Source organism: Massilia antarctica (genome assembly GCF_015689335.1).
GTDB classification, from domain to species: domain Bacteria; phylum Pseudomonadota; class Gammaproteobacteria; order Burkholderiales; family Burkholderiaceae_D; genus Telluria_A; species Telluria_A antarctica.
Genome location: NZ_CP065053.1, coordinates 7,335,525 through 7,348,709, shown reverse-complemented (window position 1 = coordinate 7,348,709; position 13,185 = coordinate 7,335,525). Strand labels below are relative to the sequence as shown.

Genomic DNA, 13,185 nt, shown 5'->3' with positions numbered 1-13,185 from the left:
CCCCTTGCGCGCTGCGGGTCGCGCATCCAAGCCGGGCTTGTGTTGCCAATCGGTTGCAAGCGTCGCGCGGAGCCATCCATCAGGACGGGCGCCATGATCAGGTTCTCGCTGCTGTTGTTGATGCTGCTCGTTCCGGGGCGCGCCTTCGCATTTGAAAGTTGGGAGCACAAGCGCCTCGGCGACCTGGCCTACCACGTCGCATGGAATATCTACTGCGATAAAAACCCGAGCGCGCCAGAATGCCGGCATCGCGTCAACCGCGGCATCGATATTGCCGAGGATGACGAAAGCCTGCGACAGTTTTACGATCCTCTTCGCGATCACGAGAACTTTACCGTACAAGGCGAGCGCGATCCCAAACGCGAGATTCATGAGATCACTTATGGCGACGTGGTGATGTGCGTCGATTACTTTCTTTCGCCCGACAAGCTCATCGCCGGCCGGGAACATAACCTGATCAGCGATGGCCCGAAATTGAAGCCAGGCGCTGCGCAGGCGCGCCCGGAAGCCCGACTGTTTCCATCAAGGCGGGTGCAGCTGGACATTTCGTATCGCGATCGCTGCAACGACGACATGCTTAATCTGGAAGGGGCGCGCTCAGGGCACGTTAACCACACCCATTTCCAGGCCGAATTGCTGGTGGCCCAGCGCCACAATCACATCCTCGCGCTCAGCATGCGTTCCATGGAAAACAATCTGTTCAGTGCCCTGGTCATGAACGCAGTGTCCGATCACTTCCTGCACGATGGTTTCGCTCCGGGCCATATCACAACGTGGCGCAGTCGCCTGACCGACCTTGCCGCCAACGCCTATCACGACAAGGTCAATCGTATGGGTTGGCCCGCCACCGCCGACAAGGAAACCTTCCGGAGCCTGCTGACGATCACGGACGAGCAGGGGCGGAAACACGATTTAACGCATCTGATCGCCCGGCAGCTGAGTGAAAAGGTCAATGGCGCACGGGAGCACTATTTGCAGAGCAGTTTTTTCCTTCCCGTGCCGTCCAAGGATTGTTTCCGCAAGTGCCGCAGCCAGGCTGAGTTCGATCCCGCGGTCAGCCACATGGGGCTGCTTCAAAAGATCATCGAACAGATAGAAAATAACAAGGTGAGCCGTCTCCACGTATTCCTGCGGGGCGATGGCGATTTGTGGAGCGCCGATCACGACGAACAACGGTTTCTGATGCTGCTGTTCGAAGTACGCTCCATTCTGGATGTACTGGAAAGCAAAGGCGCCAATGAACAGGCGATGACCTATCACATGGTCGATTCCTTCCGCCACAGCAGCTGGCAATGGCAATTCACGGAAGAAGTGAAACGCGCGGACAGCTACATCGAGCGCCGTCTTGGCGCACTGAACTGGCCACCGTCGGTCCTGCGCGCCCACGTCGGCGCGCTCGATTATGAAATGTATCAGGAGAACGACAAGCCCAATGGCGTCGAGAGCACAGTGCGCACCCTGGATTACGCCTCGCTGGACCAGATTTTCGGCATTAGCCTGGGCGCGGACAATATGAACTTCGGGGACGCCCAGACCCGCTATGTGACCAACCTCGAGACCATGGTCTGGGGCCGGGCAAAGGCAGGCAAGCTTGCCAACTACGGCGTGGTGGTGGGCGTGCAGCCGTACAAAAGCCGCGACTTTGGCGGCATCGCTGTCGGCGGACGCCTGGTGACGGTATTGCCGGAGATCGAAACCAGTATCAGCGTCCCGCTACGCTACATTCGGGTCAAAGCCATCAACGGGGAGAGCAGTTGGCATCCGACAATCGGATTGCGCATCGATGCAGGATTTACCAGCTTCCTGACGTTTTACTTGCAGGTCACAAGGGATGTCGCCGCCCAGCGCGATGGACAGATTCGCATCGGTCCATCGATCGGCGCCGGGATTCAGCTGGCCGCGCCGCGCTGCCGGATTCCGCTCATAAAAAAGAGCTGCCAGAATTAATCGTGGAAACGGTGCTGTTGCCAATGTCAATTAAAGGATGCGATTCGCGCCCACCTCAAGCTCAACAACGCCGATCCGACACCCTTCGTCTGGGCAAAGTCAGGAGACGCCATCCTGTCGGGCATAGAACGATTTTGTCTGTGAATTTCCAACTCAGGACACTAGGATAAAAACGATCGGTAGCATGACGGCAGCCGAGGCTTCCACTCCACGCAAATAGGCGAAGCGATTGTTGAGCTTATGCGTAGTATTTGACGTTCTCTATTTTTTCGCCCCGCGTGCCCATTTTGGCCGAAAGCGGCCAGTCACAGAGTTATTTTCCAAATCGAGCACGACAATAGCATCTTACCTCCTTCGCCAAGAGATGCTTGGGCAGGCATGCGATGTTGAAATGCAATTTCCTCTGTTTAGCGTACTATTTTGTCCATTGTCCCTCTTCTTCGCCCACAGTACAAATTTTCGTTTGATATCAAAATCGATATCGATAACGCAGAAAAAGTGATTGGAAAGGCATCCCAAGAATCTTTAGTATTCCTCTATCGCTGACCGAACGACGGCATGAGTTCGAGGTGGCATCAGAATAACCAGGAGGAATACATGTCTGAGACGAAAAAACCGAAACTGCGCTCCGCGGAGTGGTTCGGCACCCAGGATAAAAACGGTTTCATGTACCGCAGCTGGATGAAAAACCAGGGCATTCCCGACCATGAATTTCAAGGCAAGCCGATCATCGGCATCTGCAATACCTGGTCCGAACTGACTCCCTGCAACGCGCATTTCCGCCAACTGGCCGAACATGTCAAGAAGGGCATCCTCGAAGCCGGCGGTTTTCCGGTCGAATTCCCGGTGTTTTCCAACGGCGAATCGAACCTGCGTCCGACCGCCATGCTCACCCGTAACCTGGCCAGCATGGATGTGGAAGAATCGATCCGCGGCAATCCGATGGATGCGGTCGTGCTGCTGGTCGGCTGCGACAAGACCACGCCAGCCCTGCTGATGGGCGCGGCCAGCGTCGACCTGCCGACCATCGTCGTCAGCGGCGGTCCCATGCTCAACGGTAAGCTGAACGGCAAGAATATCGGTTCCGGCACCGCCGTCTGGCAGTTGCACGAACAGATGAAGGCCGGCACCATCACCCTGCACCAGTTCATGTCCGCCGAGTCCGGGATGTCGCGCTCGGCCGGCACCTGCAACACCATGGGCACGGCCTCGACCATGGCCTGCATGGCCGAAGCGCTCGGCACCTCGCTGCCGCACAATGCCGCCATTCCCGCCGTCGATTCGCGCCGCTACGTGCTGGCCCATATGTCCGGCATCCGCATCGTCGAAATGGTGCAGGAAGACTTGCGCCTGTCCAAGATCCTCACGCGCGAAGCGTTCGAGAACGCGATCAAGGTCAACGCCGCCATCGGTGGCTCGACCAACGCCGTGATCCACCTGAAAGCCATCGCCGGCCGCATTGGCGTGCCGCTTGAGCTGGAAGACTGGACCACCATCGGCAAGGGTACCCCGACCATCGTCGACCTGTTGCCGTCCGGCCGCTTCCTGATGGAAGAGTTTTACTACGCCGGCGGCCTGCCGGGCGCGATCCGCCGCCTGGGCGAAGGCAAGCTGCTGCCGCACAAGAATGCGCTGACCGTCAATGGCAAGAGCCTGTGGCAGAACTGCGAAGAAGCGCCGATCTACGACGACGAGGTGATCCGTCCGCTGGCCAAGCCGCTGATCGAGGATGGCGGCATCTGCATCTTGCGCGGCAACCTGGCCCCGCGCGGCGCCGTGCTCAAGCCGTCGGCCGCCTCGCCGCACCTGATGAAGCATCGCGGCAAGGCTGTCGTGTTCGAGGATTTCGATCACTACAAGAGCCGCATCCTCGATCCGGACCTCGATGTCGATGCCGATTCGATCCTGGTGATGAAAAATTGCGGGCCGAAGGGTTATCCCGGCATGGCGGAAGTGGGCAACATGGGCTTGCCGCCCAAGCTACTGGCCCAGGGTATCACCGACATGGTGCGCATTTCGGACGCGCGCATGAGCGGCACCGCTTACGGCACCGTGGTGCTGCACGTGGCGCCGGAAGCGATGGCGGGCGGTCCGCTGGGCATCGTGCAGGATGGCGACTTCATCGCGCTCGACTGCCACAACGGCAGCCTGAACCTGGACATTTCCGATGAGGAAATGGCCAGCCGCCTGGCGGCCCGCGCCGGATCGCAAGCGCCGGTGGCCAAGAGCGGCTACCAGAAGCTGTACATCGACCACGTGCTGCAAGCCGATGAAGGCTGCGACTTCGACTTCCTGCTCGGCAGCCGCGGTTCGGCTGTCCCGCGTCATTCCCATTAAAGCGCCCGGTGTCGGTCTGACATCCGGACACGGGCTCATCCGCTTAGCGTTTGAGCCTGTGTCCATTTGCCGGACCTGACACCGCAGGCCTGTCATCACCGGAGACCACCATGTTACTCGTACAATTTACCAATGAAGCCGGCGCGCGCCGCGTTGCCGTGCTTGAGCAAGATCAGCTGCGCGTTGTCGATGGCTACGCCAGCACCTACGCCCTGGCGCGCCAGGCAATCGCCAGCAAGACCAAACTGGCCGAACTGGCCGCCGCCGCCATCGGTGCCGAAACCCACTCTTACGAAGCCGTCGCAAGCTCGGGCCGCCTGCTGGCGCCACTCGACCACGCTGACGAGGCCCACTGCTACGTCACCGGCACCGGCCTGACCCACCTCGGCAGCGCCGACACACGCGATGCCATGCACAAGAAAATCGGCGGCGACGTCGAAACCCTGAGCGACAGCATGAAGATGTTCCGCATGGGCGTGGAAGGCGGCAAGCCGGCCGAGGGCGCGCGCGGCGTGCAGCCGGAGTGGTTCTACAAGGGCGACGGCTCGGTGGTGCGCGCCAGCGGCCAGCCGCTGCGGATGCCCGATTTCGCCCTCGATGGCGGCGAAGAGCCGGAAATCGCAGGCCTGTACCTGATCGGCGACGATGGCCAGCCGCACCGCCTCGGCTACGCCATCGGCAACGAATTTTCGGACCACGTGACCGAGCGCCAGAACTATCTGTACCTGGCCCATTCCAAGCTGCGCAATTGCGGCCTGGGCCCGGCGCTGCTGGTCGGCGAACTGCCTCTTCATGTGGCCGGCACCTCGCGCATCATCGCGGCCGACGGCCAGGTGCGCTGGGAAAAGGCGTTCGTGAGCGGCGAGCAGAATATGTCGCACTCAATCGCCAATCTGGAATACCACCATTTCAAATATGGCCTGTTCAACCGCGCAGGCGACGTCCACATCCATTTCTTCGGCACCGCCACCCTGAGCGTGGCCGACAACATCACGGTCCTGGCCGGCGAAACGTTCGAGATCGAATCTCCCGTCTTCGGTCCGGCCCTGCGCAACCGCCTCGACCGCGAAACATCCACCTTTACGAAAGTGAACGCTTTATGACCATGACCGGTGAAGCACTGATTGGCGGCCGTGCAGTCCGCGGCAATGGCGGCTCCTTCCAGGCGTTCGACCCATCCACGCGCGCGCCGATCGAACCATCCTTCCACATGGTCGATGCCGCCCAGATCGACGAGGCTTGCCGCCTGGCGGAAGCGGCGTTCGATCCGTTCCGCGCAAGCAGCAATGAAGCGCGCGCTGCCTTCCTGGAAACCATCGCGGCCCAGATCCTGGAACTCGGCGACGAGCTGATCGTGCGTGCGATGACGGAATCCGGCCTGCCGCGCGCCCGGCTCGAAGGCGAGCGTGGCCGCACGATGGGCCAGCTGAAGCTGTTCGCCGACCTGCTGCGCGAAGGCTCGTGGGCCGACGTGCGCATCGACAGCGCCCTGCCTGACCGTCAGCCCTTGCCGCGTCCCGACCTGCGCTTGCGCATGATTGGCCTGGGTCCGGTTGCCGTGTTCGCGGCGAGTAACTTCCCGCTGGCGTTTTCGGTTGCTGGCGGCGACACCGCCGCTGCACTGGCGGCTGGCTGCCCAGTCGTGCTGAAAGCCCATTCCGCCCATCCTGGCACGTCCGAACTGGTGGCGCGCGCAGTGGTCAAAGCGATTGAACTGTGCAAGCTGCCGGCGGGCGTGTTCGCCCTCTTGACCGGCACTGGCAACGGCATCGGCCAGGCTCTGGTGGCGCATCCATCGATCAAGGCTGTCGGCTTTACCGGTTCGCGTTCCGGTGGACAAGCGCTGATGGCCGTGGCCGCCGCGCGCGCGCAGCCGATTCCCGTGTATGCGGAAATGAGCAGCATCAATCCCTTCTTCCTGATGCCGGACGCGCTGGCCGCGCGCGGCGAGCAGATCGCTACCGCCTTTGCCGGATCGATGACGATGGGCGTGGGCCAGTTCTGCACCAACCCGGGCCTCGTGCTGGGCTTGAAGGGACCGGACTTCGACCGGTTTGCCGACAAGGCCGCGCAGGCGCTGTCAAGCATCGAAGCGGGGACGATGCTGACGGCGGGCATCGCCGCGGCGTATCAGAGCGGCGTGCACAAGCTGGCGCAGCACGAGGCGGTTGACGCTTTGAAGGAAGCGGCGCACACGGAAGGCAAGGGCGGCCCGGCGCTGTTCCGTACCACCGGCAAGGCGTTCCTGAGCGAGCCAGCGCTGCATGGCGAGATATTCGGACCGGCGTCGCTGCTGGTCGCTTGCGACAGCGTCGATGAAATGCGCGCCATCACCGAAAGCCTGGAAGGCCAGTTGACGGCCACGGTGCAGATGGACGAGGGCGACACGGAACTGGTGCGTGCCTTGCTGCCTGTGCTGGAACGCAAAGTCGGGCGGATTCTGGCCAACGGCATGCCGACCGGCGTGGAAGTATCGACCGCGATGGTGCATGGCGGGCCGTTTCCGGCCACCTCGGATGGACGCAGCAGCTCGGTTGGCACGGCGGCGATCCAGCGCTTCCTGCGGCCGGTGTGCTACCAGAACCTGGCGCAGAGTTTGTTACCGGAGGTGCTGCGCGACGATAATGAAGGTGTGTGGCGTCGTCGGGATGGGGCGTTGACGAAGGCTTAAAAGTACCGCAGCTATCCCGATAGCCGTCATCCGCGCCAGATTTAGCACCGTCGAACGTTGCGCCGCCTTTGTCGTCGTCCCCGCGCAGGCGCGGATCTATAGCACCGATGCGCAATGGTGTCATGGATCCCCGCCTGCGCGGGGACGACGGTGGGTAAGGCAGGAGCACGAGTACTAACAAAAGTAAAAAGTTGGAGACACCATGAAAAAATCAGCCACCTACCCGAGCCTGCAAGGCAAGCGGGTTTTCATCACCGGCGGCGGCACCGGCATCGGCGAGTCGCTGGTGGCCTCCTTCGCCGCCCAGGGCGCGCAGGTCGCCTTTGTCGATATCGTGCGCGACGCCAGCGAAGCGCTGTGCCTGCGCGTTGCCGAATCGGGCGCACCGGCGCCGCTCTTCCGCTACTGCGACATCACCGACATCCCCGCACTGCAAGCGACGATCGCCGACTTGGCCACGCAGCTGGGCGACTTCGACATCCTGGTCAACAACGCCGCCAACGACCAGCGTCACCAGACCGAAGACGTCACCGTCGAATTCTACGACCAGCGCATCGCCATCAACCAGCGCCCGATGTTCTTCACCTGCCAGTCGGTACTGGCGGGCATGAAGAAAAAGGGCACCGGTTCCATCATCAACGTCGGCTCCATGTCGTGGCACGCCAAGAACGGCGGCTACCCGGTGTACGCGGCCACCAAGGCGGCCACGGTCGGCCTGACCCGCGGCCTGGCGCGCGACTTCGGCGCCCATGGCATCCGCGTCAACACCGTCACACCAGGCTGGGTCATGACCCAGCGCCAGCTCGACCTGTGGGTCGACGAGGCCGGCAAGGCCGACATCAAGCGCAACCAGTGCCTGCCAGGCCCGCTGATGCCGGACGACATATCGGCCATGATCCTGTTCCTCGCGTCCGACGACAGCGCCATGTGCACCGGCCAGGATTTCATCGTCGATGCCGGCTGGATCTGACCACGCATTCACGTCGTACCCACAATAAAAACGATTCAGGAGAGAGAGTATGAACATCATCAAACAAAGCATCGCCGCCATCAGCCTGGTGACCATCAGTGCCTGGCCCGCGTTCGCCGCGAACCAGGTCAAGGTGACGATCGACGCCGGCAAGCCGGGTGCGGTCATCAACAAGAATGTCTACGGCCAGTTCGCCGAACACCTCGGCACCGGCATCTACGAAGGCATGTACGTCGGCACCAGCTCGAAAATTCCGAACACCAAGGGCTGGCGCAACGATGTCGTCGGCGCGCTCAAGCAATTGCACGTGCCGCTGGTGCGCTGGCCGGGCGGCTGTTTTGCCGATGAATACCACTGGAAAGACGGCGTGGGTCCGCGCGCCAAGCGGCCGGTCAAGGTCAATACCAACTGGGGCGGGGTGGAAGAGAGCAACGCCGTCGGTACGCACGAATTCTTCGACCTGGTCGATCTGCTGGGGGCCGACGCCTATGTGAACGGCAACCTCGGTTCCGGCAGCGTGCAGGAAATGGCGGACTGGGTCGAGTACATGACTTCCGACAGCAAATCGACCCTGGCCAATCTGCGCCGCAAGAATGGGCACGAGAAGCCGTTCAAGGTGGCGTACTTCGCCATCGGCAACGAAGCCTGGGGTTGCGGAGGCAATATGACGCCCGAGCACTACACCAATCTGTACAGGAATTACGAAACGATGCTCAAGGCGCCGAAGGAAAGCCGGCCCCTGATGATCGCCAGCGGCGGCAACGATGACGACACCAAGTGGACCGACGTGATCAGCAAGAACGCGAAAGCCCAGACCACGGGCATCAGCTTCCACTACTACACCATCCCGACCGGCAAGTGGGAAGGCAAGGGCGCGGCCACCGGCTTTGCCGAGCCGCACTGGATCTCGACCCTGGCGAACACCTTGAAAATCGCGTCTATGATCAAGAGTAACGTCGCGGTGCTGGACAAGAACGATCCGGAGAAAAAGCTTGGCCTGTACGTGGATGAATGGGGCACCTGGTACGACGTCGAGACCGGCACCACGCCAGGTTTCCTGTACCAGCAGAACACTTTGCGCGATGCGGTGGTGGCAGCGCTCAACTTCAATATTTTCCACCAGCATGCCGACCGCGTTCGGATGACCAATATCGCGCAGATGGTCAATGTGCTGCAGGCCATGATCCTGACGGAAAAGGACAAGATGCTCCTGACCCCGACCTATCACGCCTTCCACATGTATGTGCCGTTCCAGGACGCGACCTCGCTGCCGGTGACGGTGGCGGACGACAAGGCCTACACCTTGGGCGACACGACGATTCCGGGCATCAGTGCGTCGGCCGCCCGCGCCAAGGATGGCAAGCTGTACCTGTCGCTGGTCAATACCAATCCTGGCCAGCCGGCCGATGTGGTGGTGAATGTGGCGGGCAAGCAGTTGGCGGGTGCAAACGGCCAGGTGCTGACGGCAACGGCGATGGATGCGCATAATACTTTCCAGAACCCGCAGGCGATCAAGCCGGCGCCGTTCAGCGCAAAAGCGAGCGGAGGTAAACTCACGGTGACGGTGCCGGCGAAAGCCGTGGTAGTGGTAGCGCTGGAAGGCTGATCGGCTTCCATTCCCTCATCCTAAGCTCCGTCGTTCCCGGCCTCGGCGGGAACCCAGGTTGGTGGCGCAGTTGCCGGCTAATCAAACAAACTTGGGTTCCCGCCAAGGGGGCCGCCGAGGCCGGGAACGACGGGAATGTGTTCACTTGGAGACTACCATGCAGTCACTGATACCATCTCTTGTCTGCATTGTCAGCCTGCTCTTCACCACCGTCACCCACGCCAAACAAGTCAGCGTCCACGACCCAGTCATGGCCAAGGAAGGCAATACCTTCTACCTGTTCAGCACCGGCCCCGGCATCACCTTCTACAGTTCCACCGACATGCACAATTGGAAGGAAGAGGGCCGCGTGTTTCCCGGCGAACCCGCGTGGGCGAAAAAAGCCGCACCGACCTTCAACGACCATATCTGGGCGCCCGACATCTCCTTCCACGACGGTAAATACTACCTCTACTACTCCGTCTCCGGCTTCGGCAAGAACACGTCCGGCATCGGCGTCACCACCAACGCCACCCTGAACCCGCGCGCCGCCAACTATCAATGGCAGGACCAAGGCATGGTCCTGCAATCGATCCCCGGGCGCGACAACTGGAACGCCATCGATCCCAACATCGTCGATGACAGCAGCGGCACGCCGTGGATGTCGTTCGGCTCGTTCTGGAGCGGCATCAAACTCGTCAAGCTCGATGCCTCCCGCACGCGCCTGGCGGAGCCGCAAGCCTGGCACACCATCGCCCAGCGCACGCGGCCGGCCGGCATCCCCGACGACGAAGCGGGTCCGGCGGAAATCGAGGCCCCGCACATCCTCAAGAAGAATGGCTACTACTACCTGTTCGTCTCCTGGGGCCTGTGCTGCAAGAAAGAGGCGAGCACTTACCACGTGATGATGGGCCGCTCGAAGGATGTCACCGGACCCTATCTCGACCGTACCGGCAAGGACATGGCCAGGGGCGGTGGCTCGCTGCTGATCGAAGGCAATGCGCAGTGGAAGGGCGTTGGCCACAACAGCGCCTACACCATCGACGGCAAGGACTTGCTGGTTATGCACGCCTACGAAACGGCCGACAACTACCTGCAAAAGCTCAAGATCCTCGACATGAGATGGGACAAGGACGGCTGGCCGGCGGTCGACCCGCAAGACCTGAACCGCTACCAGAGCAGGCAACAACCATAAGGGCGCCATGAAACACCTCCTTGCAGCCGCGCTGATGGCGGCATGCGCGCTGCCGGCCCTCGCCGCCGAACGCTTTGCGCTGGCCGACGTACGCCTCACCGCCAGCCCCTTTCTCGACGCCCAGAACACCAATCTGCGCTACCTGATGGCGCTCGAACCTGAAAAGCTGCTGGCGCCATTCCGCAGGGAAGCCGGCTTGCCGCTGAGGCAGGAAAGCTACGGCAACTGGGAGTCGAGCGGGCTCGACGGTCACATGGGCGGCCATTACCTGTCCGCCATGGCGCTGATGTATGCCGCCGGCGGCGACCAGGAAGTTCTCAAGCGCCTGAACTACACCATCGCCGAACTCAAGAAGTGCCAGCAAGCGAACGGCAACGGCTACCTGGGCGGCATCCCTGGCGGCGGCGATGCGTGGCAAGCCATCGCCAAGGGCAAGCTGGAAGCCGACAATTTCTCGGTCAACGGCAAGTGGGTGCCCTGGTACAACCTGCACAAGGTCTACGCCGGCTTGCGCGACGCCTATCGCTACGCAGGCAATGAGGATGCGCGCGCGATGCTGATTTCGCTGTCGGACTGGGCGTTGAATCTGACCGCGACGCTGACGCCGGAACAGATGCAAACCATGCTGCGCAGCGAACACGGCGGCATGAACGAGGTCTTCGCCGACGTCTACCAGATGACGGGCGACAAAAAATACCTGGCACTGGCGATGCGTTTTTCGCACCAGGCCATCCTGGACCCGTTGCTGAAGTCGCAGGACAAGCTGACCGGCCTGCACGCGAATACGCAAATTCCGAAGGTTATCGGTTTCCAGCGTATCGGCGAGCTGAGCGGCGAGCCCAAGTGGCACGAGGCCGCGCAATTTTTCTGGACCACGGTACGCGAACGGCGCACGGTGGCCATCGGCGGCAACAGCGTCAAGGAGCACTTCCACGACGATCAGGATTTTTCGCCGATGGTGAACGAGGTTGAAGGTCCCGAGACCTGCAACACCTACAATATGCTGCGCCTGACGGAAATGCTGTTCCTCAAGGACCAGCAGGTGCGCTATACCGATTATGTGGAGCGGGCGCTGTACAACCACATCCTGTCGTCGCAGCGGCCCTCGGATGGCGGTTTCGTGTACTTCACGCCGATGCGCCCGAATCATTACCGCGTGTATTCGCAGGTCGACCAGGCGATGTGGTGCTGCGTCGGGTCCGGTATCGAGAGCCAGTCGAAGTACGGCGAATTCATTTACGCGCACGACGGCGATGCGCTGTTCGTGAACCTGTTCATTCCCTCGACCTTGCACTGGCGCGCGCAGGACGTGAAGCTGACCCAGAGCACCCGTTTTCCGGACGAAGGCAAGACCCGGCTGACGATTGAATCGGACAAACAGTTTACGCTCAAGCTGCGCTATCCGGGCTGGGTCAAGGCCGGGGCGATGCAAGTGACGGTCAATGGCGCGGCGCTGAAGGTCGACGGCGCGCCGGGGACCTACGTGAGCCTGCGGCGTAGGTGGCGCAAGGGCGACACGGTCGATGTGACCTTGCCGATGCACACGACCCTGGAGCAAATGCCGGACAAGAGCGACTATTACGCCGTCCTGCACGGTCCCATCGTGCTGGCGGCCAAGACCCAATTATTCGCGGACGAAAAACTGAACTTTGCCGCCGATGCCACACGCATGGGACATATTGCCTCCGGGCCGGTGTGTCCGCTGGAGGCGGCGCCTATCTTTGTGAGCAATACGCGCGATTTCGTCGCCAGGTTCAAGCCGGTCAAGGGCAAACCGCTGACCTTCACCGCGCCGGGACTGATCCGGGGCAAGGGCGCGGGCAGCTTGCGGCTGATGCCGTTTTTCCGTTTGCACGACTCGCGCTACATGGTGTACTGGCCATATTCGACGCCGGCCAATCTGGCGCTGACGCAGGCGGCTACGGCAAAGGGTGAGGCTGAGCGGCTGGCGCTCGACGCGCTGACTATCGACCAGGTGGCGCCGGGCGAGCAGCAGCCGGAGTCCGATCACGGTTATCAGGCGCAAGGCGGCGACGCGGGCGTGAACAAGGGCAAACACTGGCGCCATGCGAGCGGATGGTTCAGCTATGTGCTGAGCGACCCGAAGCTGGAAGCGGCGGCCTTACGGCTCAGTTTCTCGACACTCGATGCGGGACGCAGCTTCGATGTGGTGGTCAACGGCGAGACGATAGCAGCGGTCGAGCTCGATGCGCCGCCGGGACAGGAAATCCATGCGCGCGATGTTGTGATTCCGAAGCCAATCGTCGCCGCCTCGGGTGGAAAACTGGTGGTGAAATTCGTCGCCAGACCGGGCTCGATCGCGGGCGGATTGTATGGACTGAGACTGTTGCGCGGCGATCAGCAAGCAGGGATACCGATTCCGATATCTCAGACGTCAAAAAATTGATTGGATGGCTATGTGACTTTCTCCTAACATACAATGACAAACGGAGTCCCGAATTCCACCCCTAAAAACAGGA

Annotated in this window: 8 protein-coding genes; all 8 read left to right on the top strand. The window is 61.5% G+C overall.

Annotation, left to right across the window (positions count from 1 at the left end; all coding sequences use genetic code 11):
• Window positions 1-93 precede the first annotated feature (93 nt).
• The 8 genes from IV454_RS32265 (at window position 94) to IV454_RS32230 (ending at window position 13,112) form a co-directional block, all read left to right on the top strand.
• Window positions 94-1,947, top strand: coding sequence for a hypothetical protein (locus tag IV454_RS32265; RefSeq protein ID WP_206089619.1), 1,854 nt, complete (start codon window positions 94-96; stop codon window positions 1,945-1,947).
• 597 nt (window positions 1,948-2,544) lie between these two features.
• On the top strand, window positions 2,545-4,284 hold the full coding sequence (locus IV454_RS32260) for an IlvD/Edd family dehydratase (protein WP_206089618.1): 1,740 nt from the start codon (window positions 2,545-2,547) through the stop codon (window positions 4,282-4,284).
• 110 nt (window positions 4,285-4,394) lie between these two features.
• On the top strand, window positions 4,395-5,387 hold the full coding sequence (gene araD1 / locus IV454_RS32255) for an AraD1 family protein (RefSeq protein ID WP_206089617.1): 993 nt from the start codon (window positions 4,395-4,397) through the stop codon (window positions 5,385-5,387).
• Entirely contained in the window at window positions 5,384-6,955 is a 1,572-nt protein-coding gene (locus IV454_RS32250) for an aldehyde dehydrogenase (NADP(+)) (RefSeq protein WP_206089616.1), read from the top strand. The genes araD1 and IV454_RS32250 overlap by 4 nt, the downstream gene beginning before the upstream one ends.
• A 202-nt stretch (window positions 6,956-7,157) precedes the next feature.
• A complete protein-coding gene (locus tag IV454_RS32245) occupies window positions 7,158-7,925 on the top strand; it encodes an SDR family NAD(P)-dependent oxidoreductase (RefSeq protein ID WP_206089615.1) in 768 nt (255 codons plus the stop codon).
• Window positions 7,926-7,974: 49 nt separating this feature from the next.
• On the top strand, window positions 7,975-9,531 hold the full coding sequence (locus IV454_RS32240) for an alpha-N-arabinofuranosidase (RefSeq protein ID WP_206089614.1): 1,557 nt from the start codon (window positions 7,975-7,977) through the stop codon (window positions 9,529-9,531).
• A 157-nt stretch (window positions 9,532-9,688) separates the two neighbouring features.
• Window positions 9,689-10,705 carry an arabinan endo-1,5-alpha-L-arabinosidase gene (locus IV454_RS32235; RefSeq protein WP_206089613.1) on the top strand — a complete coding sequence of 339 codons (1,017 nt, stop codon included), beginning with the start codon at window positions 9,689-9,691 and terminating at the stop codon, window positions 10,703-10,705.
• Between the two features lie 7 nt (window positions 10,706-10,712).
• On the top strand, window positions 10,713-13,112 hold the full coding sequence (locus IV454_RS32230; RefSeq protein ID WP_206089612.1) for a glycoside hydrolase family 127 protein: 2,400 nt from the start codon (window positions 10,713-10,715) through the stop codon (window positions 13,110-13,112).
• Window positions 13,113-13,185 lie beyond the last annotated feature (73 nt).

Bases quoted from the DNA above. Each gene is read 5' to 3' on its own strand.
- IV454_RS32265 (WP_206089619.1), top strand. From the start codon at position 94: ATGATCAGGTTCTCGCTGCTGTTGTTGATGCTGCTCGTTCCGGGGCGC.
- IV454_RS32260 (WP_206089618.1), top strand. From the start codon at position 2,545: ATGTCTGAGACGAAAAAACCGAAACTGCGCTCCGCGGAGTGGTTCGGC.
- araD1 (WP_206089617.1), top strand. From the start codon at position 4,395: ATGTTACTCGTACAATTTACCAATGAAGCCGGCGCGCGCCGCGTTGCC.
- IV454_RS32250 (WP_206089616.1), top strand. From the start codon at position 5,384: ATGACCATGACCGGTGAAGCACTGATTGGCGGCCGTGCAGTCCGCGGC.
- IV454_RS32245 (WP_206089615.1), top strand. From the start codon at position 7,158: ATGAAAAAATCAGCCACCTACCCGAGCCTGCAAGGCAAGCGGGTTTTC.
- IV454_RS32240 (WP_206089614.1), top strand. From the start codon at position 7,975: ATGAACATCATCAAACAAAGCATCGCCGCCATCAGCCTGGTGACCATC.
- IV454_RS32235 (WP_206089613.1), top strand. From the start codon at position 9,689: ATGCAGTCACTGATACCATCTCTTGTCTGCATTGTCAGCCTGCTCTTC.
- IV454_RS32230 (WP_206089612.1), top strand. From the start codon at position 10,713: ATGAAACACCTCCTTGCAGCCGCGCTGATGGCGGCATGCGCGCTGCCG.